15 protein-coding genes and 2 rRNA genes are annotated in these 25786 nt (G+C 70.3%); 5 read left to right on the top strand and 12 right to left on the bottom strand.

Annotated features, from left to right (window positions below):
• Window positions 1–17 precede the first annotated feature (17 nt).
• Window positions 18–4982 (bottom strand): NAD-glutamate dehydrogenase, encoded by a 4965-nt coding sequence (locus tag IE326_RS15980; RefSeq protein ID WP_190041839.1) that lies wholly within the window; start codon window positions 4980–4982, stop codon window positions 18–20.
• Window positions 4983–5409: 427 nt separating this feature from the next.
• Here IE326_RS15980 and IE326_RS15975 point away from each other — a divergent pair, with 427 nt between their 5' ends.
• The gene (locus IE326_RS15975; RefSeq protein WP_150228441.1) at window positions 5410–5964 is read left to right on the top strand and encodes a DJ-1/PfpI family protein; all 555 of its coding nucleotides are present in this window, start codon (window positions 5410–5412) and stop codon (window positions 5962–5964) included.
• A 137-nt stretch (window positions 5965–6101) separates the two neighbouring features.
• Here IE326_RS15975 and IE326_RS15970 read toward each other — a convergent pair whose 3' ends face one another.
• Together IE326_RS15970 and IE326_RS15965 are read right to left on the bottom strand one after the other, a co-directional pair.
• The gene (locus tag IE326_RS15970) at window positions 6102–6764 is read right to left on the bottom strand and encodes an HAD family hydrolase (RefSeq protein ID WP_229915356.1); all 663 of its coding nucleotides are present in this window, start codon (window positions 6762–6764) and stop codon (window positions 6102–6104) included.
• Between the two features lie 24 nt (window positions 6765–6788).
• Window positions 6789–7295: a DUF6912 family protein gene (locus tag IE326_RS15965; protein WP_030753413.1), complete on the bottom strand. Its 507-nt coding sequence runs from the start codon at window positions 7293–7295 to the stop codon at window positions 6789–6791.
• Window positions 7296–7513: 218 nt separating this feature from the next.
• Here IE326_RS15965 and IE326_RS41460 point away from each other — a divergent pair, with 218 nt between their 5' ends.
• Window positions 7514–8095 (top strand): Rv3235 family protein, encoded by a 582-nt coding sequence (locus tag IE326_RS41460; RefSeq protein WP_268982979.1) that lies wholly within the window; start codon window positions 7514–7516, stop codon window positions 8093–8095.
• A gap of 49 nt (window positions 8096–8144) precedes the next feature.
• On the opposite strand, the gene secA is transcribed toward IE326_RS41460, so the two are convergent.
• Complete coding sequence (gene secA, locus IE326_RS15955) at window positions 8145–10940, bottom strand: preprotein translocase subunit SecA (protein WP_150228443.1); 2796 nt, start codon at window positions 10938–10940, stop codon at window positions 8145–8147.
• Between the two features lie 240 nt (window positions 10941–11180).
• Here secA and IE326_RS15950 point away from each other — a divergent pair, with 240 nt between their 5' ends.
• Together IE326_RS15950 and IE326_RS15945 are read left to right on the top strand one after the other, a co-directional pair.
• On the top strand, window positions 11181–11819 hold the full coding sequence (locus IE326_RS15950) for a GNAT family N-acetyltransferase (RefSeq protein ID WP_170313739.1): 639 nt from the start codon (window positions 11181–11183) through the stop codon (window positions 11817–11819).
• 9 nt (window positions 11820–11828) lie between these two features.
• Complete coding sequence (locus IE326_RS15945; protein WP_190041838.1) at window positions 11829–13043, top strand: winged helix-turn-helix domain-containing protein; 1215 nt, start codon at window positions 11829–11831, stop codon at window positions 13041–13043.
• Window positions 13044–13069: 26 nt separating this feature from the next.
• Here IE326_RS15945 and IE326_RS15940 read toward each other — a convergent pair whose 3' ends face one another.
• The 6 genes from IE326_RS15940 to mtrA all read right to left on the bottom strand — a co-directional run bounded on the left by IE326_RS15940 (window position 13070) and on the right by mtrA (window position 20590).
• Window positions 13070–13834 (bottom strand): response regulator, encoded by a 765-nt coding sequence (locus tag IE326_RS15940; RefSeq protein ID WP_030753425.1) that lies wholly within the window; start codon window positions 13832–13834, stop codon window positions 13070–13072.
• A gap of 249 nt (window positions 13835–14083) precedes the next feature.
• Window positions 14084–14779 (bottom strand): ribosome hibernation-promoting factor, HPF/YfiA family, encoded by a 696-nt coding sequence (gene hpf / locus IE326_RS15935; protein WP_229915354.1) that lies wholly within the window; start codon window positions 14777–14779, stop codon window positions 14084–14086.
• Window positions 14780–15071: 292 nt separating this feature from the next.
• On the bottom strand, window positions 15072–15962 hold the full coding sequence (locus tag IE326_RS15930) for a ComF family protein (RefSeq protein WP_190041836.1): 891 nt from the start codon (window positions 15960–15962) through the stop codon (window positions 15072–15074).
• A 78-nt stretch (window positions 15963–16040) separates the two neighbouring features.
• Window positions 16041–17921 (bottom strand): LpqB family beta-propeller domain-containing protein, encoded by a 1881-nt coding sequence (locus IE326_RS15925; protein ID WP_373310202.1) that lies wholly within the window; start codon window positions 17919–17921, stop codon window positions 16041–16043.
• On the bottom strand, window positions 17911–19911 hold the full coding sequence (gene mtrB, locus IE326_RS15920; protein ID WP_190041835.1) for an MtrAB system histidine kinase MtrB: 2001 nt from the start codon (window positions 19909–19911) through the stop codon (window positions 17911–17913). The genes IE326_RS15925 and mtrB overlap by 11 nt, the downstream gene beginning before the upstream one ends.
• Before the next feature lies 1 nt (window position 19912).
• Entirely contained in the window at window positions 19913–20590 is a 678-nt protein-coding gene (mtrA, locus tag IE326_RS15915; protein WP_030763625.1) for a two-component system response regulator MtrA, read from the bottom strand.
• Window positions 20591–20945: 355 nt separating this feature from the next.
• Here mtrA and IE326_RS15910 point away from each other — a divergent pair, with 355 nt between their 5' ends.
• The gene (locus IE326_RS15910) at window positions 20946–22217 is read left to right on the top strand and encodes a hypothetical protein (RefSeq protein WP_190041834.1); all 1272 of its coding nucleotides are present in this window, start codon (window positions 20946–20948) and stop codon (window positions 22215–22217) included.
• Between the two features lie 109 nt (window positions 22218–22326).
• Here the strand turns inward: IE326_RS15910 and rrf are convergent.
• A 5S ribosomal RNA gene (gene rrf / locus IE326_RS15905) occupies window positions 22327–22443 on the bottom strand.
• Window positions 22444–22522: 79 nt separating this feature from the next.
• A 23S ribosomal RNA gene (locus tag IE326_RS15900) occupies window positions 22523–25644 on the bottom strand.
• Window positions 25645–25786: the final 142 nt, after the last annotated feature.

The raw sequence follows: 25786 nt of genomic DNA, 5'->3' as shown, positions 1-25786 counted from the left end.
GCCACCGCGTCACACGGCTAGCTGTGCGTGCGCAGCAGCGTCCGCATCGTCCGCATGGCCACCGACAGGTTGGCCAGGTCGAAGGTGTCCGAGCCCTGGATCTCCTCCAGGGTCGTCCGGGCGCGGCCCAGGATCGCGGCGTTCTTCTCCTCCCACGCCTTGAAGCGCTCCTCCGGCGTCGCGGTGCCCTCGCCGGTGGTGAGGACGTCGGACGTGAGGGCCGCGTGGGCGGCGAAGAGGTCCTCGCGGATGGAGGCGCGGGCCATGGACTGCCAGCGGTCGGCCCGCGGCAGCTCGATGATCCGGTCCATCAGGTCGGTGATGGACAGCCGGTCGGCCAGGTCGTAGTAGACCTCGGCGACGGCCAGCGGGTCCTTCTCCGTGCGGTCGGCGATCGCGACGATGTCGAGCGTCGGGAAGGCGGAGGAGAAGCCCGCGACGCGCACGGCCAGCTCCTCCGGGACGCCGAAGCCGGTCAGCTCGTCGAGGATCGAGCGGTACCACTCCTGGTCCGCGCCGCGCAGCAGCTCGGGCAGCCGGTCCCGGACCTGCTCCACGCGGTCGGCGAAGAACTCGATGGTCTCGCCGATCGCGAGCGGCTGCGGCCGGTTGTTGAGCAGCCAGCGGGTGCCGCGCTCGACGAGCCGGCGGGAGTGCAGCCGCATCCGGGTCTGGATCTCGGCCGGGACCTGGTTGTCGAGGGCCTCGACGGCGTCCCAGACCTCGCCGAGCCGGAAGATGGCCCGGGCCGCGGCCTGGGCGCGGACGATCTCCTCCAGGGACGCGCCGGTCTCCTCGCGGAGGCGGTGCAGGAAGGTCGAGCCGCCGGTGTTGACGGTGTCGTTGACCAGGACGGTGGTGATGATCTCGCGGCGCAGCGCGTGCCCGTCGACGGCCTCGCCGAACTTCTCGCGCAGCAGCGTCGGGAAGTAGGCGTGGAGCAGGCCCGCCAGGTACGGGTCGTCGGGCAGCTCGGTGCCGATCAGCTCGTCGGCCACCGTGATCTTGGTGTACGCGAGGAGGACGGCGAGCTCGGGCTGGCTGAGGCCCTTCTCGTTGCCGAGCAGCTCGCGGATCTGCCGGTCGTTGGGCAGGAACTCCAGCGAGCGGTCCAGCATCCCCTCGCGGCCCAGGCGGCGCATGAAGCGCTGGTGGGCGTGGAGCAGGGACGGCGACTGGGCGACGGCGTTGGCGAGGGCGACGTTCTGCGCGTAGTTGTTGCGCAGGACGAGCCGGCCGACCTCGTCGGTCATCTCGGCGAGGATCTTGTTGCGCTGCTTGACGGTCATGTCGCCCTCGGCGACGAGCCCGTTGAGCAGGATCTTGATGTTGACCTCGTGGTCGGAGGTGTCGACGCCGGCGCTGTTGTCGATGGCGTCGGTGTTGATCTTGCCGCCCTCGCCCCCGGGGCCGCCGGCGCGGGCGAACTCGATGCGGCCGAGCTGGGTGGCGCCGAGGTTGCCGCCCTCGCCGACGACCTTGGCGCGGACGTCCTGGCCGTCGACGCGGATGGCGTCGTTGGCCTTGTCGCCGACGTCGGCGTTGGACTCGGCCGAGGACTTCACGTAGGTGCCGATGCCGCCGTTCCACAGCAGGTCGACGGGCGACTGGAGGATCGACTTCATCAGCTCGGCGGGGGTGAGCTTGGTGACGCCCTCCTCGATGCCGAGCGCGGCCCGCATGTGGGCGTTGACCGGGATCGACTTCGCGGTGCGGGGGTGGATGCCGCCGCCCGCCGACAGGAGCGAGGCGTCATAGTCGGCCCAGGAGGAGCGGGGCAGGTCGAAGAGGCGGCGGCGCTCGGCGTACGAGGTGGCCGCGTCCGGGTTCGGGTCGATGAAGATGTGGCGGTGGTCGAAGGCGGCCACCAGGCGGATGTGCTCGGAGAGCAGCATGCCGTTGCCGAAGACGTCGCCGGACATGTCGCCGACGCCGACGACGGTGAAGTCCTCGGTCTGGGTGTCGTGGCCCAGCTCGCGGAAGTGCCGCTTGACGGACTCCCAGGCGCCGCGGGCGGTGATGCCCATGCCCTTGTGGTCGTAGCCGGCGGAGCCGCCGGAGGCGAAGGCGTCGCCCAGCCAGAAGCCGTACGACTCCGCGACGCCGTTGGCGATGTCGGAGAAGGTGGCGGTGCCCTTGTCGGCGGCGACGACGAGGTAGGTGTCGTCCTCGTCGTGGCGGACCACGTCGACCGGGGGCACGACCTCGCCGGCGACCAGGTTGTCGGTGATGTCGAGGAGCGCCGAGATGAAGGTCTTGTACGAGGCGATGCCCTCGGCGAGCCAGGCGTCGCGGTCCACGGACGGGTCCGGGAGCTGCTTGGCGACGAAGCCGCCCTTGGCGCCGACGGGCACGATGACGGTGTTCTTCACCATCTGCGCCTTGACCAGGCCGAGGATCTCCGTGCGGAAGTCCTCGCGGCGGTCGGACCAGCGCAGACCGCCCCGGGCGACCTTGCCGAAGCGCAGGTGGACGCCCTCGACGCGCGGCGAGTACACCCAGATCTCGAAGGCGGGGCGCGGGGCCGGCAGGTCGGGGATGGCCTGCGGGTCGAACTTCATGGAGACGTACGAGTGCGGGGTGCCGTCGGCCGTCTTCTGGAAGAAGTTGGTCCGCAGGGTCGCCTTGATGACGGTGAGGAAGGACCGCAGGATCCGGTCCTCGTCCAGGCTCGCGACCTGGTCGAGGGCGCCGTCCAGCTCCTCCAGGATGCCGTCGGTGAGCTCGGTGCCGGCGCGCTGCCGCTCCGGCGCCATCCGGGCCTCGAAGAGGGAGACCAGCAGCCGGGTGGTGTGGACGTTGTTGCGGAGGGTGTCCTCCATGTAGTCCTGGCTGAAGGTGGAGCCGGCCTGCCGGAGGTACTTGGCGTAGGCGCGCAGCACCATCGCCTCGCGCCAGGTGAGCCCGGCGGAGAGGACGAGGGAGTTGAAGTTGTCGTTCTCGGCCTCGCCGGTCCAGGTGGCGGCGAAGGCCTCCTGGAAGCGCTCGCGGGCGTCGTCGCCGACGTAGTCGCCGCCGTTGCCGGTGGGCGCGGGCATCCGCAGGCCGAAGTCGTAGATCCAGGCGTGGGTGCGGTCCGCGCAGCGGAGCTCGTACGGCCGCTCGTCGGTGACCTCGACGCCGAGGCGGTTGAGGACCGGCAGGACGGCGGAGAGGGAGACCTGCTCGCCGGTCTTGTAGATCTTGAAGCGGCGCTCGCCGGGGCCGGCCGCGACGGGCTCGTAGAGGGAGAGCGCGAAGTCCTTGCCGCTGGCGGCGAGGGCCTCCATGCGGACCAGGTCGGCGACGGCGGCGCGCGGCGAGTGGTCGGCCTTGTAGCCCTCGGAGAAGGCGTTGCCGTAGCGGCGGAGCAGCTCGGCGGCGCGCTCCTCGCCGAACTCGGCGTTGAGGGCCTCGCCGAAGCCGTCGGCCCAGGAGCGGGCGGCGTCGACGAGCCGGGCCTCGATGCGGTCCACGTCGGCGTCGGTGAGGGCGGCGAGCTCGGTGCCGGGCTCGACGCGGATGACGAAGTGGAGGCGGGAGAGGATCGACTCGGTGTTCCAGGCGGTGAAGTCGACGGAGGTGCCGTTCAGCTCCTCCTTGAGGATGTCGATGATCCGCAGCCGGACGCGGGTGGTGTAGCGGTCGCGCGGCAGGTAGACGAGGGCCGAGTAGTAGCGGCCGTACTCGTCCTGGCGCAGGTAGAGCCGCAGCCGGCGCCGCTCCTGGAGGTAGAGGACGCTGGTGACGATGGAGCGCAGCTGGTCGACCGGGGTCTGGAACAGCTCGTCGCGCGGGTAGGTCTCCAGGATCTGGAGGAGGTCGCGGCCGTCGTGGCTGTTGGCGGAGAAGCCGGCGCCGGCCAGCACCTCCTGGACCTTGCGCTTGACGACGGGCACGCGGCGCACGGACTCGGTGTACGCGGCGGAGGAGAAGAGGCCGAGGAAGCGGCGCTCGCCGATGACGTTGCCCTCGGCGTCGAACTTCTTCACGCCGACGTAGTCGAGGTACGAGGGGCGGTGGACGGTCGCGCGGCTGTTGGCCTTCGTCAGGATGAGCAGCTTGTGCTCGCGGGCCTTGGCGCGGGCGTCGGCGGGCAGCCGGCTGAAGGACGGGGAGACCGGGTGGGCGTGGTGGCCCTCGTCGTCGCCGCTGTGGTGCGGGTCGGAGCGCAGGATGCCGAGGCCGGTGCCGGGGACGGCGGCGAGGGCGTCGCCGTCGACGAGCTCGTACTCGCGGTAGCCGAGGAAGGTGAAGTGGTCGTCGGCGAGCCAGCGCAGCAGCTCCTGGGCCTCTTCGACCTCGGTGGGCCGCAGGTCGGAGGCGGTGGGCTCGGCGGGGAGGCCGTCGGCGATGCGCAGCGCGGCGTCGCGCATCTTCTCCCAGTCCTCGACGGTCTCGCGGACGTCGGAGAGGACGCGGAGCAGGTCGGCGGTGATCTGCTTGAGGTCGGCCCGGTCGGTCTCGCGGTCGATCTCGACGTGGATCCAGGACTCGGCGAGCGCGTCGTGCGGCAGCTCGCCGTGGATCTGGGTCGAGAGGACCTCGATGAGCCGGCCGGTGATGTCACGGCGGACGAGGACCTGCGGGTGGATCACGACGTGGATGCCGCGGCCCTGGCGGGACAGCTCGTTGGTGACGGAGTCGACGAGGAACGGCATGTCGTCGGTGACGACCTCGACGACGGAGTGGCTGCTGGTCCAGCCGTTCTCCTCGACCGTCGGGGTGTGCACGCGGACGTTCGCGGTGCCCTGGGGGCGGTTCTCCGCGAGCCGGTAGTGGGAGAGCGCGGCGCCGAAGACGTCCACCGGGTCGCGGTCGGTGAGGTCCTCGGGCGCGGTGTGCAGGTAGTAGCGCTGGAGATAGTCGAGCACTGTGTCGCCGGCCGGGCGTTCGCCGCCCTCCGGGCCCGTCGGAAGTAGCCCCCCGACCGGGCTGTGCTCAGCTACGCGGGCGGCCCTCTCGAGCAGCTCGGCCTTTGCTTCGTCCAGCTTGGTCTGCATGTCCTCTGCTCCTGTCGCGCGCCGTTGCGTGACGTCGGTGGAAGAAAGAAAGGACACAACGCCTCGACGCGGTGATTCCGGTCGAAGACGACGTTATGCCCGGATGAGAGATGCCCGGATCGAAACCGGCCACGGAGGGCGGGGTTTCCGGACGGAGGAGATCGGCGAACGCACGGGCGGCCCGGCCGCGTGAGCGGACCGGGCGGCAGCCGGGGGCCGCACTGCCCCCGCGGCGTATCGCGCTGATCACGGGAAAAGCCTATCGCTCGAGCCCCCCGACCCGTCATGAGCCGTATGTGTACAAAAGCGGGGTGGGAAGTTTGACGTTCTGGACAGCGACGCATGCACTCTTGGCGGATCACGCGGAACGGTGCAGCGTGGACGCGTGCACGACGACGGACGGACCGTCCCTGGAACCGGGAGAGCCATGGCGAAGATCCTGATCGTGACGGGGGACGCGGCGGAGTCGCTGGAGGTGTTGTACCCGTACCAGCGTCTGCTCGAAGAGGGGTACGAGGTCGACATCGCCGCCCCCTCGCGCAAGCAGCTGCGTTTCGTGGTCCACGACTTCGAACCCGGTTACGACACGTACACCGAGAAGCCGGGCTACACCTGGCCCGCCGACCTCGCCTTCTCGGAGGTCGACCCGGGCGACTACGTGGCCGTGGTGATCCCGGGCGGCCGCGCCCCGGAGTACCTGCGCAACGACCCGGAGCTCCGCAAGATCCTGAAGTCCTTCTTCGACGCGGACAAGCCGGTGGCGCAGATCTGCCACGGGCCGCTGCTGACGGCGGCGGTCGGCGGCCTGGAGGGCCGCAGGGTCACGGCGTACCCGGCGCTGGAGCCGGACATGCAGGCGGCGGGCGCCGACTTCCAGGACTCGGCGGCGGTCGTCGACGGCCTGCTGGTCTCCTCGCGCGCCTGGCCGGACCACCCGACCTGGATGCGCGAGTTCCTGAAGGTGCTGCGCGCGAAGGGCTGACGGAGCGCGGCGCACGGAGACGGGGGCGGCCCGGCACGGACCGCCCCCGGCCGTCCGGCACGGGCCGCCCCGTGACTCGCCGTCCGGCACGGGCCGCCCCGTGACTCGCCGTCCGGCGCGGACCGTCCCCGTACGGGTCAGACCAGCTCCTCCGCGACGGCGACGGCCTCCTCCAGGGAGTCCACCACCGGCACCCCGACCCGCTCCAGCGAGGCCCGGCTGTGCGAGCCGCCGGTGAACAGCACGGCCTTCGCCCCGACGTGCGCCGCCGCCACCGCGTCGTCCGCGGCGTCGCCGATGACGACGATCCGCTCGGCGGGCACGGCCAGCGCCTCCAGGTGGCGCACCATGTGCCCGGACTTGCCGTCCGTGGAGCGGTCGGGCCGCCCGTCGACGCGGACGAACCGCTCGGCGATGCCGTGCCTCCGCACCAGCGGCAGCAGCTCGGCGTGCGGCGCCAGCGAGAGCAGCGACTGGGTGGCCCCGGACGCCTGCCGGGCGGCCAGCAGCTCGGCGGCGCCCGCGGTCAGCCCGCAGCCCTCGGCCCGCTCCCAGTAGTACCGGTGGAAGGTCCCGTCCATCAGGGTCCACTCGGCGTCCGTGGGCAGCCTCCCCATCAGCCGCTCGTAGAACTTGGGCACCGGGACGGTGTACAGCTCGCGGTAGCGCTCCAGCGTGAGCTGTTCGAGGCCGAGCTCCGCGAAGGCCGCGTTGGTGGCCCCGATGACGGCGGCGATGTCGTCGAGCAGGGTGCCGTTCCAGTCCCAGACCAGATGCTTCTTCATGTACTGCTTCCCCATGGGCCGACGGTACAGCCCGCCGCCTCAGCCGAGGAGGGAGGGGATCTCCTGGATGCCGAACCAGAGCAGCTCGTGGTCCTCGGCCCCGTCCACGACGAACTGGGCGTCGTCGTCGCCCTGGTCGGCGGCGCCGAGCGCGGCGGCGGCGGCCGTGACGTCCGCCTCGGCGTCGTCCGCGTCGGCGTGCACGGCGGCGGCCTTCGCGAGGGCGACGGCGGCGGCGATCCGGACCTCGCCGATCGCGCCGGCGTCGAGCCCGCGGTCGGGGTCCGCGGCGGCGTCCTTGTCGGGGACGTCCACGGCGACGACCACCCGGCGGCGGGGCGCCTCCGGGTCGCCCGCGACGAGCCGCAGCGAGGCGGCGGCGGCGCGGCTGAGCGCCGCGTACTCCAGCTCCTCGATGTCGTCGGAGACGTACCACTCGCGCAGCGCGGGGGTGACGGCGTAGGCGGTCAGCGGGCCGGGGCCCAGCTCGCCCGCCTTGTGCGCCTGTGCGAGACCGGGGAGGGTCAGGGGGACGTACACGCGCATGGCTGGCCGCTTTCGTAGTCGGAAACGCCCTCAGGATACGTCCGGCCCCGCGACCCCGGGATGTCCACCCGTCACCCGCCGTCCCCCGGATAGGTGAATCACCCAGCGTGTCCGCCGACCGCTCCCCCGCCCTTGCGGCACCCTCCGGCGGCCCCGTACAAGATCCCCACGGAAAGTTACCGCCCGGTATCAACCGGTCACCCTCCGAAGGGATCCCCATGCCCCACGCCACCCCGGCCGCGCCCGCCCGCACCACGACCGCCCGCGCCGCCGCGGCACCCGCCGCGACCGTCCCCGCGCCCCGCACCTCCCCCGGCACCCGCCTCGGCCGCCTCGCGGGCCGCCCCGGGGCCGCCGGAGCCCCGGCCGCGGGCGCCCACCCCGTCCGGCGGCCCGGGACCGCCTCCCGCCGCGCCCTGCCCGTGCACACCGCCTTCGCCGAGCGGCTGCTCGCCGTGCTCAGCGGGGACCGGCCGGTGCACTCGATGCTGGGGCTGACCGTCGGGGAGGCGTACGAACAGCTGGTCCTGCTCGCGCCCAGGACGGCCGCCCGGGGACCCGGCCCCCGGCCCGTCCTGCGCCGGTGCGCCGCCCAGCCGCACGCCGGGGACACCGTCCTGGAGGTCTTCGCCTCGCTCGCCGCCGGCCCCCGGATCCGCGCCCTCGCCTTCCGCCTGGAACTCGGCCCCGACCACCGCTGGCGCTGCGCCGCCGTCGAACTGGACGGCCTCGGCCGGCTCACCGACGGCGAGAGCGGCGCGGGCGGCACAGGAGGCACGGGCGGCGCGGTCCGGGCATGACGAAGGGCCCCGCCGGACGGATCCGGCAGGGCCCTCCCCCATGCTCAGGTCACTTCTTGCGGCGGCGTCCGCCCGCGTTCTTCTGCGCCTTGCGGCGCTCCGCGCGGGTCATCCCGTCGCCGTCGTCGTCCGACTCGAAGTCGCCCTCGACCACACCGCCGTCACCGTCGACCGACGGCGCGGAGAAGTGCAGCCGGTCCGGCCGCTGCGGGGCGTCGAGCCCCTTCGCGCGGATCTCCGGGCGGCCCGCAGCCACGGCCTCGCCCTTGTCCAGGGACGGCGCGCCGGCCTGCACCGGGACCTCCTCGACCTGCTGCTCGACCTGGACCTCCAGGTTGAACAGGTAGCCGACGGACTCCTCCTTGATGCCCTCCATCATGGCGGTGAACATGTCGAAGCCCTCGCGCTGGTACTCGACCAGCGGGTCCTTCTGCGCCATCGCGCGCAGGCCGATGCCCTCCTGGAGGTAGTCCATCTCGTAGAGGTGCTCGCGCCACTTGCGGTCCAGGACCGACAGGACGACCCGGCGCTCCAGCTCGCGCATGATCTCCGAGCCGAGCTGCGCCTCGCGCGCCTCGTACTGCTCGTGGATGTCGTTCTTGATGGACTCGGCGATGAACTCCGCGGTGATGCCCGCGCGGTCGCCCGCCGCGTCTTCCAGCTCCTCGACGGTGACCTTCACCGGGTAGAGCTGCTTGAAGGCGCCCCACAGCCGGTCGAGGTCCCACTCCTCGGCGAAGCCCTCGGCGGTCTCCTGGGCGATGTAGTCGTCGATGGTGTCGTCCATGAAGTGCTGGATCTGCTCCTGCAGGTCCTCGCCCTCCAGGACGCGGCGGCGCTCGCCGTAGATGACCTCGCGCTGGCGGTTGAGGACCTCGTCGTACTTCAGGACGTTCTTGCGCGTCTCGAAGTTCTGGGTCTCGACCTGCGACTGGGCGGAGGCGATGGCGCGGGTGACCATCTTGTTCTCGATCGGCACGTCGTCCGGCACGTTGGCCATGGCCATGACGCGCTCGACCATCTGGGCCTTGAACAGGCGCATCAGGTCGTCGCCGAGCGACAGGTAGAAGCGGGACTCGCCCGGGTCGCCCTGACGGCCGGAACGACCGCGCAGCTGGTTGTCGATGCGGCGCGACTCGTGGCGCTCGGTGCCCAGCACGTACAGGCCGCCGAGCTCCTTGACCTCCTCGAACTCCGCCTTCACGGCCTTCTCGGCGCGCTCCAGGGCGCCGGGGAGGGCCGCGGCCCACTCCTCGACGTGCTCGACCGGGTCCAGACCCGCCTGGCGCAGCTCGGCCTCGGCCAGGTCGTCCGGGTTGCCGCCGAGCTTGATGTCGGTGCCTCGGCCGGCCATGTTCGTGGCGACGGTGACGGCGCCGCGGCGGCCGGCCTGGGCGACGATGCTGGCCTCGCGCTCGTGGTGCTTGGCGTTCAGCACCTCGTGCGGGACGCCGCGCTTCGACAGCTGCTGCGAGAGGTACTCGGACTTCTCGACGGACGTGGTGCCGACGAGGACCGGCTGGCCCTTCTCGTGCTTCTCCACGATGTCGTCGACGACGGCGGCGAACTTCGCGACCTCGGTCCGGTAGATCAGGTCGGACTGGTCCTTGCGCTGCATCGGCTTGTTCGTCGGGATCGGGACGACGCCGAGCTTGTAGATCTGGTGGAACTCGGCCGCCTCGGTCATCGCCGTACCGGTCATGCCGGACAGCTTGTCGTAGAGGCGGAAGAAGTTCTGGAGGGTGATCGTGGCGAGCGTCTGGTTCTCGTCCTTGATCTGCACGCCCTCCTTGGCCTCGATGGCCTGGTGCATGCCCTCGTTGTAGCGGCGGCCGGCGAGGATACGGCCGGTGTGCTCGTCGACGATCATGACCTCGCCGTCGATGACGACGTAGTCCTTGTCCTTCTTGAACAGTTCCTTCGCCTTGATGGCGTTGTTCAGGTAACCGACGAGCGGGGTGTTCACCGACTCGTAGAGGTTGTCGATGCCCAGCCAGTCCTCGACCTTGGCGACGCCGGCCTCGTGGATGGCGACCGTGCGCTTCTTCTCGTCGACCTCGTAGTCGCCGGTCTCCTCGATGCCCTTCAGCGGGTTGCCCGGCTCGCCCTTGGTGAGGCGGGTGACCAGCTTCGCGAAGTCGCCGTACCACTTGGTGGCCTGGTCGGCCGGGCCGGAGATGATCAGCGGCGTACGGGCCTCGTCGACGAGGATCGAGTCGACCTCGTCGACGCACGCGTAGTTGTGGCCGCGCTGGACCAGCTCGTCCTTCGACCACGCCATGTTGTCGCGCAGGTAGTCGAAGCCGAACTCGTTGTTCGTGCCGTACGTGATGTCGCAGGCGTACTGCTCGCGGCGCTGCGCCGGGGTCATGTTGGCGAGGATGCAGCCGACGGACAGACCCAGGAACTTGTGGACCCGGCCCATGAGCTCGGAGTCGCGCTCGGCCAGGTAGTCGTTGACCGTGATCAGGTGCACGCCCTTGCCGGACAGCGCGTTCAGGTACGCCGGGAGCGTGCCGACGAGGGTCTTGCCCTCACCGGTCTTCATCTCGGCGACGTAGCCGAGGTGCAGCGCGGCACCGCCCATCAGCTGCACGTCGTAGTGGCGCTGGCCGAGGACGCGCTTGGCGGCCTCGCGCACGGTGGCGAAGGCCTCCGGAAGCAGGTCGTCGAGGCTCTCGCCGTCGGCGTACCGCTGCTTGTACTCCTCCGTCAGGGCCCGCAGGTCGGCGTCGGAGAGGTTGACGAAGTCCTCTTCGATGGAGTTGACCTGGTCCGCGATGCGGTGCAGTTTGCGCAGGATCTTGCCTTCGCCTGCACGCATGAGCTTGTTGAAGACGGACACTGAGGCTGGTCTCCTTGCCGGTCGGGCCTGGCACTGGGTCTTGTCACGGACACGAGCGCGGGCACGGCAGGTGGTCCCCACCGCAACGGCCATCGTAAGCGAGACCACCCTCGCGGAGGGAGGCCCACAGGGCCGCCGCCGTACGTCCGCCCACAAGAGAGAACGGCCGAAGGCGCCGGAAGGTGCCGCGCCTTCCGAAAAGTGTTCGCTTCCGCCCGGCGGGCTCCTCACAATCCGGGCATGGATCCCATCACGCTCACCAGTGAACGTCTCCGGCTGCGCGCCTTCGTCCCCGAGGACGAGGACGTCGTGCTCGCCCACTGCCAGGACCCCGCGATCCGCCGCTGGACGACCGTCCCGGACCCGTACACGCGCGAGGACGCCGTCTTCTTCCTGAACCGGATCGTCCCGGACGGCTGGCGCGACGACTCCGACTACGCCTTCGCCGTCGAGCCGCTCGACGGCGGCCCCCTGATCGCCGCCACCGGCCTGCACAACCGCGGCTCCGGCGTCTGGGAGGTCGGCTTCTGGCTGGCCCCCGGCCACCGCGGCCGCGGCTACATGACGGAAGTGGTGCGGACCGCCGCCCACTGGGCCTTCACCGGCCTCGGCTGCGTCCGGCTGATCTGGCGCGCCGAGATCGGCAACACCGCCTCCCGCGCGGTCGCCGAGCGCGTCGGCTTCACCCCGGAGGGCGTGCAGCGCGCGGGCCTCCTCCACAACGGCACGCTCCGGGACTGCTGGATCGGCTCGCTGCTCCCCTGCGACTTCGGCCTCCCGAGCCCCCTGCCGTATCTCCCGCCCCGCGAGGCACCGCCCGCCGTGGCCCCCCGCACCGACCTCCCGGAGGGCCCCGGCGCTGTCGGTCCGGGGGCCTAGGGTTCCTTCATGACGACCGAGCCGACGACCGTGCCGCCGACCGCTCCGACGACCGCGCCCGCCCCCGCCCCGAAGCCCGCCGCCGAGCTCTCCGCCGACGAGGCCCGCCGGATCGCCCTGCGCGCCCAGGGCTTCCTCGGAGCCCCCGACCGCAGGGCGGGCGTCCCGGGCGTACTCCGTCACCTCGGCCAGGTGCAGCTGGACACCATCTCGGTCCTGGCCCGCTCGCACGAACTCATCCCGTACGCCCGGCTCGGCGCGATCGGCCGCGCCCCCGTGGAGCGGGCGTACTGGTCGGAGCACCGCGCCTTCGAGTACTGGTCGCACGCCGCCTGCGTCCTGCCCGTCGAGGAGTGGCCGCTCTTCGCCTTCCGCCGCCGCGCCTACCGCTCCCGCCCCCAGTGGCACCACGACCTGCCGGCCGGGGCCTACGCCAAGGTCGTCGACCAGCTGCGGGCCGAGGGCCCGCGCACGGCGACCGAGCTCGGCGGCGCCAAGAACAAGGGCGAGTGGTGGGACTGGTCCGACACGAAGATCGCGGTCGAGCGGGCGCTGATGTACGGCGAGGTCGTCGTCACCGAGCGGCGCGGCTGGAAGCGCGTGTACGACCTGGCGGAGCGCGCGATCCCGGCGGCGCTGCACCACGACGACCTCGACGACCTCGCGTGCGTGCGGCGGCTCGTCCGGCAGGCGGGCGAGGCGCTCGGCGTCGGCACCCGCGCGGACATCGCCGACTACCACCGGCTCAAGGGGGAGCAGTTCGACGCGGTGGTGGCCGACTCGGGCCTGGTGCCGGTGACGGTGGCGGGCTGGGGGAAGCCCGCCTGGGCGGACCCGGCGGCCCTGGCCACCGAGCCGCGCGGCCGGCACCGCACGACGCTCCTCTCGCCCTTCGACTCGCTGATCTGGGAGCGGGCGCGCACCGAGCGGATCTTCGGCTTCACGCACCGCCTGGAGGCGTACGTCCCGAAGCAGCAGCGGGTGCACGGCTACTTCGCGATGCCGGTCCTCTCCGGGGGCCGGCTCGTCGGCCGGGTGGACCCGGCGCGCGAGGGCCGCGCCCTGGGCGCCAAGCAGGTCTCCCTGGACGGCCCGAAGGCGGTCGAGCCGGTCGCCCGGGCCCTGCGGGAGGCCGCCGCCTGGGTCGGCTGCGAGTCGGTGCGCGTCGAGCGCGTCGACCCTCCCGAGCTGGCCCCGCCGCTGGTCAGGGCCCTGGACGCGTAGGCGCGGGCGCCCGGCGTATCAGCGGCTCAGCGGATCTCCAGGATCTTCTCCCGCATCGCGTAGACCACGGCCTCCATGCGGGAGTGGAGCTGGAGCTTCTCCAGGATGTTCCGGACGTGGTTCTTGACCGTGTTCTCGGAGATGAAGAGTTCCTTGGCGATGTCCCGGTTGTTCATGCCGGTGGCGACGAGCTTGAGGACCTCCAGCTCGCGGTCGGTGAGGCGGGGCGCGGGGACGAGCCGGCGCTCGTCGGTGCGCTGGATCATCGACTTGAACTCGGTGAGGAGCTTCGACGCCATGGAGGGGCTGATCTGCGACTGCCCGTCGGCCACCGCGCGGATCGCGGTGGCCACCTCGTCGGTGGAGATCTCCTTGAGGAGGTAGCCGGTCGCGCCCGCCTTGATGGCGTCGTAGAGGTCGGCCTCCTCGTCGCTGATCGTCAGCATGATGATCTTCGCGCTGGGGGCGACCTCCTTGATGGAGGTGCACGCCTCGATGCCGCCGCGGCGGGGCATCCGCACGTCCATCAGGACGATGTCGGGCAGCAGGTCCGCCGCCTTGTCGACCGCCTCGGCGCCGTCGCCGGCCTCGCCGACGACCTGGATGTCCTCCTCCTGCGCCAGGACGATCTCCAGGCCGCGCCGGAAGAGTGCGTGGTCGTCCACGACGAGGACCCGGATCGGCTCCTTGCGATAGGGCTCGCCGGCCGATTCCGATCCTTCCGGAGCAGCCTCGCGCACGAGCGCACCGCGCTCGTGCCCGCTGAGCACCGGGCCGAAGTTGTCTGCCATCGTTCCTCCCCCTGAAGGCCGTGGCCTGAATTCGTTTCCGGTCCTCCAACCACTGCCCGAGAAGCACCGGTTGGCGTGCACGCCATGATTCCATGCCCGGGCGGCCCCGGGGCGGCCTCGGGGGCGCACAGGGGTGCCCCTGGGGGCGCGTGGAGCGCTCCAGGGGCACCGGAAGGGGCGCACGGGGCGGAAGGGGACGGTGGCGGTCCGGCCGGCCGCGGAGGGCCGGCCGGTCAGCCGTTCGACGGGTCAGCCGCCGAGCGCGCCGCCCGCTCCGCCGCTGCTGCCGTCGTTCTCGGCGAGCGGGTCGTTCTCCAGGTGGATGACGCCGTAGTCGTAGGCGTGGCGCCGGTAGACGACGCTCGGCTGCTTGGTCTCGGCGTCGACGAAGAGATAGAAGTCGTGGCCGACCAGTTCCATCTCGTAGAGGGCCTGGTCGAGCCCCATGGCGGCGGCCCGGTGCGTCTTCTCGCGGACCACCAGCGGCCCTTCGCCCTGGACCTCGATCGAGCCCATCATCGTGGTGGGCACCTCGCCGCCGGCCTCGTCGGCGACGAGCTCGCCCTGGCCGTTGAGCTGGGCGACACCGGGCACGACGTCGGCGACCTCCGCCGCGGAGAGCCGGCCGGTGCCCCGGCGGGTGTAGCGCTTGTCGTGCTGCTTGCGGAGCCGCGCCTCCAGCTTGTCGCTGGCCAGGTCGAGGGCCGCGTACGGGTCGGCGGCCGACGCTTCCGCCCGGATGACCGGACCTCGGGAGTGGAGGGTGATCTCCACGCGGTCGGACCGGTCGGCCTGCCGCGGGTTGGGCTCCTTGGACACCTCGACGTCGAGGCTGATCACCTTGCCGTCGAGCTTCTGGATCTTCTCCAGCTTCAGCTTCTCGGCCACGTGCTTGCGGAACCGCTCGGGCACCTCGGTCTTGCGGCCCTTGACGACGATGTCCACGCAGAACTCCGTTCCCGGATAGCCCGGCCGGCTCCTAGGCCGACGGGCATCTCCCTTTGCACCAGCTCCGGCATTCCGCCGGAGCTCGGACTTGGCGACTTCGGCTCTCGTCCTCCCCAGTCGACAAGATCGCCACCCCGTCGACGAGAGGTTAATTCGCCCTGAACTCCTGTCCTGTAGCGCAACCATGTATGCGGCGAGGGAGCGGATTCACCTTCCCTCACAACCGAACATAGCCCCTTCGGACGGGTGTCGGCACCCGCTACCGCGACTTACCTCCATTCGGATGCCTTCACCTCTCACCACCTGCAACGATCCAAGTTTCCGACGAGTTCCGGTTTATTTCGAACGAAGCGGGAGATGATGCGATCACAGCCGCCACCCGCTGTTCGAATTCGTGCTGCGCGGAATCCCCGCCGATTCCCGTCGGTGTGCGGGGAATGAACGGATGGTGTACGGCCCCGAGGGCGCGCGCCGCCTCCGCGAGCGTCGCCCCGGTGGTCATCAGGTCGTCCACGAGGACCACACGTCCGGCCGCCAGCAACCGCGCCCCGCCCGGCACCACCTCCAGCGCCCCCGCGAGATTCGCCCGCCGCCCGCGCGCGCCGAGCCCCGCCTGGTCGGCCACGGCCCGCCCCTGCCGCAGCACCGGCAGCACCCGCGCCGGCCGGCCCGCCCGCCGCAGCCGCCCCGCCGCGGCCAGCGCCAGCCGCCGCGTCGGATCGTGCCCCCGCGCCCGCACCGAACGCCGTGACGAGGGCACCGGCACCAGCAGCAGCGGCCTCGCCCGCCGACCCCCGCACGACCCCTCACGCGCTCCCGCGAAGGCCCCCGCGGCCCCCGCTGCCTCCTCCGGAGCCCCCACCGCCGCCTCCACGGCCCGCGCGAGCGCCCCGCCCAGCGCCCCGGCCAGCCCCAGCGCCCCGCGCTCCTTGTGCGCGATCAGCAGCGCCCGTACCGCCCCCTCGTACGGCACCGCGGCGTGCACCACCGGCAGCCCCGGCGGCTCCGGCGACGGCCGCACCCGACCGGGCGACGTCCCAGGGGGCCCCTCCCCCTCCCCCGCCCCACCCCCCGCGAGCACCTCGCCGCACCCCGGACAAGGCCCGCTCCCCGGCGCTCCGCAGCCCTCGCAGACGCCGGGCAGCACCAGTCCGGCGATCTCCTGCCACCAGCCCCGCATGACCCCACTCTGGCGGGGGCCGCGGGCCCCCGCCACCCCTGTGGACGAGGGCCTGTGGACAACTCCGGCGGGCTTCGGCTAGCCGGGGTAGACCGGCGCCGTCCCGGCCTTCACCACCGGCTGCCAGTTCGCGCCCGGCATCAGCCGCACGATGCCGTCGTTGCGGGAGGCGGCCACCAGGGGCTGGTTCTCGCGGTGTGGCGCGGCCACCGCGCTGACCCCGTTGAGGCCCGGCAGCACCGAGGTCGCGGAGGTGGACCCGTCGGTCTGGAGATAGCGGATCTGCTGCACCCCGCCGGCCTCCCGGCCGACCACGACGAGCCGGCTCGGTCCGGCCCAGGACACGGCCGACACCGATTCCATGCGGAGCGCGACGGGCTGGAGGTCCCGCACGGACACGACCTGCTCGTCGGTGCCGTCCTCCCGTTCGATCCGGCCGATCTGGAGGGTCGTCCTCCCGTCCCGGGTGATCAGGAGCGCGATCCGCACGCCGTCCGCCGAGACCCGCAGGGACTCCACGCGGGTGTCCTCCGTCAGCCACCGCGCGCGGACCTCGGTCCACTTGCCGGTGCCGCCGGGCACCACGACGAGCCGCTGGTGGCCCGGGGCCCGGTCGGCGATCCACAGGTCGCCCCGCCCGTCCCAGCTGGGCTCCGACAGCCGGTCCTCCGGCCTGGCGCCCGCCCCGGCCCGGCTCCGCAGGACGGTCTGCGCCTGCTCCTGGTCGGAGGTGAGCGAGGAGACGTGGAGCGCGGTGCCGTCCTTGGAGACGCCGGCCGCCAGGGCGCCGTCGTGGGTCACGGCCACCGCGCCCAGCGGCACCGTGCCCTTGCCCAGCGGGCCCGGCACGGGGGCCGCCGACTGCGCGGCGTCCTTCCCGGAGGGGGCCAGCGCCATCATCCGGCCGTCCTCGGCGACGAAGTACGCCGCCTCGTCGCGGCCGGTCTCCCTGACCGCCTGGAACTCCTCCGCCTGCCCCTTCCCGAGCCGGCACAGCCCCTTGCCCCCGGCGTCCAGGAGTTCCACCTGGTCGACGTTGACGGAGGGCAGGTCGCCCAGGGTGACGAGCAGCTGGGCGGCGAGGCGCCGGCACACCTCGCCGCCGAACCGGTCGGCCTTGACGTTGAGCGGCACCTTGAGCGTCGACTGGTCGTCCGTGGTCAGCGTGGTGACGTCCTCCTTCAGGCCGGTCCCGGTCGGGTAGGGCGAGTCGACGACGGGCCGCAGCCAGGGCGTCGGGCCCTCCAGGAGCGCCTTGACGGTCTGGGTGACCGGGTCCATGCGGGTGACCGGGTCCTGCCGCTGCCGGATGTAGACGGGGTCGGCGACCAGCCAGTTCTCGCCGGAGGCGAAGTAGTACGTGTTCACGGACCGGTAGTTCCGCAGGAAGTCGGCCTCGCCGAGGATCAGGCCGGGCGGCAGGTCGTCGATCCGCCACTCCTTGTCCTTGCCGCCCGCGGTGGGCTCCTGCACGACGTGGATCGCCTGCGCGTACTCCTCCGGGACGGTCGGCCGGTACGCGTGCCGGTCGTCCACGACCGCGATCCGCCGGCCGGAGATCGGGTAGGTGCGGCCCTGGGTCTCCAGGTTCGCGGTGCGGTCGGCCTGCTCGCGGTCGGGCGCGGTGCCGCCGAGGACGGTGATGCTCTGCTCCGGCTTCCAGCTCTTGGCGGCCTTCCGGGTCAGGTACTTGCGGGCGGTCGCGAAGCCGGGGTCGTCACTGGTCATGGCCTCCAGGAAGCCGTCGACGATCTCGTCCGGGTTCGCGTTCTCCCGGGGGGCGACCGCGTAGACCCGCACCTGCGAGTCGCCCGCGTTGGCCCCGCGTACCCCCTGGACCTCGCCGCTGTCGGGCATCGTGGCGCAGCCCGTCGCCAGGAGCCCGCCGCAGGCGGCGAGCACCAGGGCCCGTCCGCCGCGTCCCCGCCCCCGCACGTCCCCTCGCGCGTCAGCGCCCACCTGTGCCGCCCTCCTGCTCCGCGTTCCCCGACGCACTGCCCTGTCCCTGTCCCTGTTCCGCCGTCGTCCGCGCGACCACTCTGGCGCCGCTGCCGGGCAGCGCCGCCGGGTCGACGGCCGCTCTCGGCGGCCCCGGGAGCCGCGGCGTCACGGGGGGCAGCGGAGGCCGCTCCCCGGCCGGCTGGGCCGGCACCGAGGCGGTCGGGCCGGTCTCCCGGGCCCGTCCGGCGGCCTGTTCGCGGTTGCGCCGGGAGTCCTCGGGCTCCAGCGGTATCGGCGATCCCCGCAGCGGCTCGTCCGCGGTGCGCGGCAGCGTGAGCCGGAACTGCGAGCCGCCGCCGGGTTCGCCCCACGCCTGGAGCCAGCCGCCGTGCAGCCGCGCGTCCTCCACGGCGATCGACAGGCCGAGGCCCGTTCCGCCGGTGGTACGCGCGCGTGCCGGGTCGGCCCGCCAGAACCGGTTGAACACCCGGGTCGCCTCGCCCGGCTTCAGACCGACGCCGTAGTCGCGTACGGCGACGGCGACGGCCCCGCCGGCCGCGGCCAGTTTCACCACCACGTCCCGGCCCTCGCCGTGCTCGACGGCGTTGACGACCAGATTGCGCAGCACGCGCTCGACGCGGCGGGCGTCCGCCTCTGCCACGACCGGCTGCTCGTCGCCGACGACGACGATCCGGGTGCCCTTGCGTTCGGCGAGCGGCTCGGCGCCGCCGATGACGCGGCGCACCACCTGCCGCAGGTCGATCGGCTCGGCCTCCAGGGCGGCGGCGCCCGCGTCGAAGCGGCTGATCTCCAGGAGGTCGGAGAGCAGCGACTCGAAGCGGTCGAGCTGGTCGCCGAGGAGTTCCGCGGAGCGGGCGGTGACGGGGTCGAAGTCGACGCGGGCCTCGTGGATGACGTCGGCCGCCATCCGGACCGTGGTCAGCGGCGTCCGCAGCTCGTGCGAGACGTCGGAGACGAACCGCCGCTGCATCCGCGACAGCTCCTCCAGCTGCTGGATCTTGAGCTGGAGGTTGGACGCCATCTTGTTGAACGCCTCGCCGAGGCGCGCGATGTCGTCCTCGCCGGTGACCTTCATCCGTTCCTGGAGCCGGCCGGCGGAGAGCCGCTCGGCGATCCCGGCCGCCATCCGCACGGGCGTGACGACCTGCCGGACCATGAACCAGGCGATCGCGCCGAGCAGCACCATCACGAAGAGCCCGGCGGTCGCCAGGGTCGTCTTGACGAGGGAGAGGGACTCCTCCTCCTGCGTGAGCGGGAAGAGGTAGTACAGCTCGTACTGCTTGCCCTCGGCGTCGTTGAGCCGCTTGCCGATGACGAGCCCCGGCTCGGACGGCTTGTCGCTGGTGTAGTGGATGCGGCTGAACTTCTGGAAGGTGTTGCTGCCCTGCGCCACCGAGTACCGCAGGTCGGCCGGGACCGACCGGGCGGGGTCGACCTCGCCGGAGGCGCGGGCGCCGCGGCTCGCGGTGTCGCTGGAGTCCAGCGAGAGCGCCACCACGTTGAAGGCGCTCTGTCCGCCGCTGGCGAGCTGTTCCACGAGCGTGGAGCGCCAGTTCACGGAGGATCCGGCCCGCCCGCCGTCCTGGCCGGGCGTGGACGGGGTGGTCGCGGCCCGGTCCCGCGCGGCGGAGAAACCGCCGGCGGCCTGGCTCTGGGCGGCCTTCTCCTTGGTGTCGAGGAGGCCGTTGCGGACCTGTCCGATGACGACCAGGCCCAGCAGCAGCACCACGCCGAGGGACATCAGGAGGGTGCCCGCGACGACCCGCAGCTGGATGTTCCGCCGCCACAGCCGTACGGCGGGCAGCAGCGGCCTGCGCACCAGGCGCGCGACGATCCGGAAGACGCGGCCGCCCCTCCGCCCGTCGGGGAGGAGCAGTCCGCCGTGGCCGAGGCGGCCGGAACGCGAGCCCCCCCGTCCCGGTCCGGCAGCCCGCCCCGTACGGCCCCCGGGGGCCGGGGACTCCGGAGCAGTACTGCCCGTGCTCATATCAGCTCGGTCCCGCCTTGTAGCCGACGCCGCGGACGGTCACGACGATCTCCGGACGCTCGGGGTCCCGCTCGACCTTCGAGCGGAGCCGCTGGACGTGCACGTTCACCAGCCGGGTGTCGGCGGCGTGGCGGTAGCCCCAGACCTGCTCCAGGAGCACCTCCCGGGTGAAGACCTGCCACGGCTTGCGCGCGAGCGCCACCAGCAGGTCGAACTCCAGCGGCGTCAGGGCGATGGACTGCCCGTCCCGCTTCACGGAGTGCCCGGCCACGTCGATGACGAGGTCGCCGATGGTGAGCTGCTCCGGCGCGGGCTCCTCGGAGCGCCGCAGCCGGGCCCGGATCCGGGCGACGAGCTCCTTCGGCTTGAACGGCTTGACGATGTAGTCGTCGGCCCCGGACTCCAGGCCCACGACGACGTCGACAGTGTCGCTCTTGGCCGTCAGCATCACGATGGGCACCCCGGACTCGGCCCTGATGAGCCGGCACACCTCGATGCCGTCCCGTCCGGGCAGCATCAGGTCCAGCAGCACCAGGTCCGGCTTGGCCTCCCGGAATGCCGCGAGCGCCTTGTCGCCGTCCGCGACGAACGACGGCTCGAAACCTTCACCCTTGAGCACGATCCCGAGCATCTCGGCCAGTGCGGTGTCGTCGTCGACGACGAGAACGCGTCCCTTCATATCGACATCATCCCATTTCCGTATCAGTCGTAAGGCGGCTGGTGAGATACCTCACCGACCTGCGACGACGTCCGGACACACGCGATGACCGCCCGTGTCCGGAGGTGTCGGCGACAGTCACGGACGTCGCCCCCCGTGCCCCCGTGGTCGCCCAGAACCGTACCTCGCGCGGGCCGGTACGCCCACGGTGCGGACGTCCCGGAAAGGGCGGGAAACCGCGTGTTCCGCCCCGGTCCGCGGCCGGGGCCCGCATGACACGATGGCAGCCGGCCCGCCGACCGCCCGCGGACGGCCGCCGTGACCGAGCCGGTTCGCCGACCGGCACCGCGACCCGATCCTCCCGAGGTGGACGACCGTGAACGACACTCCGGGCCGGCACACGCCCGGATCCGCCCCTTCCGACAGCCCGTCCGACGGCTCCCCCGGGAGCCCGTCCGACGGCCTCCCCGAGACCTCCTCGCAGAACTCCCCGGGAAGCCCTCCCGGGGGCGTTCCCGAGGGCTCCTCGGGGGCCTCCTCCGACCGTGAGGGCGGCTCCGGCCCCCGGTGGTCGAAGGACCAGCCGCCCGCCGGCCGGTGGGCCCCGCCCACAAGCGGCCCGAACCGTCCACCGGCTCCCGGCCGCGCCTGGGGCGGTCCGCCCCCGCAGCGCGGCCGGGGCGGCCTCGGCGCCCCGCCCGCCCCGAAGCCGGGCGTGATCCCGCTCCGCCCGCTCGGCGTCGGCGAGATCCTCGAAGCCTCGGTGGCGATCCTGCGCCGTCACTGGCGGACGGTCCTGGCCGTCACCGTCCCGGTGGCCGTGGTCACCCAGATCGCGCTGGTGATCGTCCAGCGCTACCTCTCCGTGGCCCAGCCCGTCCTGCACCCCGACGCGACGCCTTCGGAGCAGCTGGAGGCGGCCTCCGCGTACCTCCGGGCCTCCTTCGCCGAGCTGGCTCCGTCGATGCTGGTCTCCATCGCGGCCTCGGTCTTCGTCAGCGCCCTGCTGACGGTGGTGGTGAGCCGGGCCATACTCGGCCGTCCCGTCACCTTCTCCGAGGCGTGGCAGGAGGCGAGCCCCCGGCTGCCGAAGCTCCTGCTGCTGTCGCTGGCGCTCCCGCTGGCCGCGGGCCTGTTCTCCTTCGTGGCGATGCTCCCGGGCCTGCTGCTCGGCGGCGGCGGTGGCGCCGCGCTCGCCTTCCTCGGCGGTCTGGCGGCCTTCGTCGTCGTCATCTGGCTGCTGATCCGCTTCAGCCTGGCCTCCCCGGCCCTGATGCTGGAGCGCCAGGGCCTCCTCCAGTCGCTGAAGCGTTCCGCGAAGCTGGTCGACGGCTCCTGGTGGCGCGTCTTCGGCATCACGGTGCTGGCCCAGCTCCTCATCGGCATCTTCACGATGCTCCTCACGATCCCGTTCACGGCGATCGCCTTCGCCCTCGACGGCATCGAGGCGGGCACCGGAACGGCGGTCAGCTGGACCTATCTGGTCGTCATGGCCGTCGGCGGTGTTCTCAGCAGCGCCCTCACCTATCCGATCGCCGCCGGCGTCACGGTCCTCCTGTACGTGGACCAGCGCATCCGCCGTGAAGCTCTGGACCTCGAACTGGCCAAGGCCGCCGGCCTCCCCGGCTACAGCTCCACGGAAAGCTAGAAGCGGTACGCCCCCGGAGGAAACTCCGGGGGTCCCCTCTGCTGATGAAACCGGCGTAGAACGCAGAAAAGCCCCGCACCATATGGTGCGGGGCTTTCCCACAATGATTGTTCGGCGGTGTCCTACTCTCCCACAGGGTCCCCCCTGCAGTACCATCGGCGCTGAAAGGCTTAGCTTCCGGGTTCGGAATGTAACCGGGCGTTTCCCTAACGCTATGACCACCGAAACACTATGAAGATGTGAACTCCAGCCAGATACTTGGCGAGTTCGTTACTTCAGAACAAACACAGTGGACGCGAGCAACTGAGGACAAGCCCTCGGCCTATTAGTACCGGTCAGCTCCACCCATTACTGGGCTTCCACATCCGGCCTATCAACCCAGTCGTCTACTGGGAGCCTTACCCTCTCAAGGAGGTGGGAATACTCATCTCGAAGCAGGCTTCCCGCTTAGATGCTTTCAGCGGTTATCCCTCCCGAACGTAGCCAACCAGCCATGCCCTTGGCAGGACAACTGGCACACCAGAGGTTCGTCCGTCCCGGTCCTCTCGTACTAGGGACAGCCCTTCTCAATATTCCTACGCGCACAGAGGATAGGGACCGAACTGTCTCACGACGTTCTAAACCCAGCTCGCGTACCGCTTTAATGGGCGAACAGCCCAACCCTTGGGACCGACTCCAGCCCCAGGATGCGACGAGCCGACATCGAGGTGCCAAACCATCCCGTCGATATGGACTCTTGGGGAAGATCAGCCTGTTATCCCCGGGGTACCTTTTATCCGTTGAGCGACGGCGCTTCCACAAGCCACCGCCGGATCACTAGTCCCGACTTTCGTCCCTGCTCGACCCGTCGGTCTCACAGTCAAGCTCCCTTGTGCACTTACACTCAACACCTGATTGCCAACCAGGCTGAGGGAACCTTTGGGCGCCTCCGTTACCCTTTGGGAGGCAACCGCCCCAGTTAAACTACCCATCAGACACTGTCCCTGATCCGGATCACGGACCGAGGTTAGACATCCAGCACGACCAGAGTGGTATTTCAACGACGACTCCACAACCACTGGCGTGGCCGCTTCACAGTCTCCCACCTATCCTACACAAGCCGAACCGAACACCAATATCAAACTGTAGTAAAGGTCCCGGGGTCTTTCCGTCCTTCTGCGCGAAACGAGCATCTTTACTCGTAGTGCAATTTCACCGGGCCTATGGTTGAGACAGTCGAGAAGTCGTTACGCCATTCGTGCAGGTCGGAACTTACCCGACAAGGAATTTCGCTACCTTAGGATGGTTATAGTTACCACCGCCGTTTACTGGCGCTTAAGTTCTCAGCTTCGCAACCCCGAAAGGTCACTAACCGGTCCCCTTAACGTTCCAGCACCGGGCAGGCGTCAGTCCGTATACATCGCCTTACGGCTTCGCACGGACCTGTGTTTTTAGTAAACAGTCGCTTCTCGCTGGTCTCTGCGGCCACCCCCAGCTCAGACAGCAAGTGTCATCACCGGTGATGGCCCCCCTTCTCCCGAAGTTACGGGGGCATTTTGCCGAGTTCCTTAACCATAGTTCACCCGAACGCCTCGGTATTCTCTACCTGACCACCTGAGTCGGTTTAGGGTACGGGCCGCCATGAAACTCGCTAGAGGCTTTTCTCGACAGCATAGGATCATCCACTTCACCACAATCGGCTCGGCATCAGGTCTCAGACTATGTGCACGACGGATTTGCCTACCGTGCGTCCTACACCCTTACCCCGGGACAACCACCGCCCGGGCTGGACTACCTTCCTGCGTCACCCCATCGCTTACCTACTACCACCTTGGTTCGCCGGCTCCACCACTTTCCATTCCCCGAAGGGTCCGGAACGGCTTCACGGGCTTAGCATTAATGGGCTCGATATTGGGCGTTTCAAAGCGGGTACCGGAATATCAACCGGTTGTCCATCGACTACGCCTGTCGGCCTCGCCTTAGGTCCCGACTTACCCTGGGCAGATCAGCTTGACCCAGGAACCCTTAGTCAATCGGCGCACACGTTTCTCACGTGTGTATCGCTACTCATGCCTGCATTCTCACTCGTGAACCGTCCACAACTCGCTTCCGCGGCTGCTTCACCCGGCACACGACGCTCCCCTACCCATCACAGTCCCCGTTGGGGGTATGTACTGCAATGACACGACTTCGGCGGTACGCTTGAGCCCCGCTACATTGTCGGCGCGGAATCACTTGACCAGTGAGCTATTACGCACTCTTTCAAGGGTGGCTGCTTCTAAGCCAACCTCCTGGTTGTCTCTGCGACTCCACATCCTTTCCCACTTAGCGTACGCTTAGGGGCCTTAGTCGATGCTCTGGGCTGTTTCCCTCTCGACCATGGAGCTTATCCCCCACAGTCTCACTGCCGTGCTCTCACTTACCGGCATTCGGAGTTTGGCTAAGGTCAGTAACCCGGTAGGGCCCATCGCCTATCCAGTGCTCTACCTCCGGCAAGAAACACACGACGCTGCACCTAAATGCATTTCGGGGAGAACCAGCTATCACGGAGTTTGATTGGCCTTTCACCCCTAACCACAGGTCATCCCCCAGGTTTTCAACCCTGGTGGGTTCGGTCCTCCACGAAGTCTTACCTCCGCTTCAACCTGCCCATGGCTAGATCACTCCGCTTCGGGTCTTGAGCGTGCTACTGAAGCGCCCTGTTCGGACTCGCTTTCGCTACGGCTTCCCCACACGGGTTAACCTCGCAACACACCGCAAACTCGCAGGCTCATTCTTCAAAAGGCACGCAGTCACGAGACACAAGCAAGCTTGTGTCCGACGCTCCCACGGCTTGTAGGCACACGGTTTCAGGTACTATTTCACTCCGCTCCCGCGGTACTTTTCACCATTCCCTCACGGTACTATCCGCTATCGGTCACCAGGGAATATTTAGGCTTAGCGGGTGGTCCCGCCAGATTCACACGGGATTTCTCGGGCCCCGTGCTACTTGGGTGTCTCTCCAACGAGCCGCTGATGTTTCGTCTACGGGGGTCTTACCCTCTACGCCGGACCTTTCGCATGTCCTTCGACTACACCAACGGTTTCTGACTCGCCCTGTCGCCGGCAGACGACAGAAAAGAGATCCCACAACCCCGCATGCGCAACCCCTGCCGGGTATCACACGCATACGGTTTGGCCTCATCCGGTTTCGCTCGCCACTACTCCCGGAATCACGGTTGTTTTCTCTTCCTGAGGGTACTGAGATGTTTCACTTCCCCTCGTTCCCTCCACACTGCCTATGTGTTCAGCAGTGGGTGACAGCCCATGACGACTGCCGGGTTTCCCCATTCGGAAACCCCCGGATCAAAGCCTGGTTGACGGCTCCCCGGGGACTATCGCGGCCTCCCACGTCCTTCATCGGTTCCTGGTGCCAAGGCATCCACCGTGCGCCCTTAAAAACTTGGCCACAGATGCTCGCGTCCACTGTGCAGTTCTCAAGCAACGACCAGCCACCCATCACCCTGATCCATACAGACCAGGTTCACTGGGGCCGGCATCGCGAAGACACAACCTTGCGGCCGTACCCTCAGATACCCAACAACGTGCCA

Origin of the sequence: Streptomyces filamentosus, from assembly GCF_014654895.1 — a bacterium.
Taxonomy (GTDB): domain Bacteria; phylum Actinomycetota; class Actinomycetes; order Streptomycetales; family Streptomycetaceae; genus Streptomyces; species Streptomyces filamentosus.
This window is presented reverse-complemented; position numbering and strand designations above follow the sequence as displayed.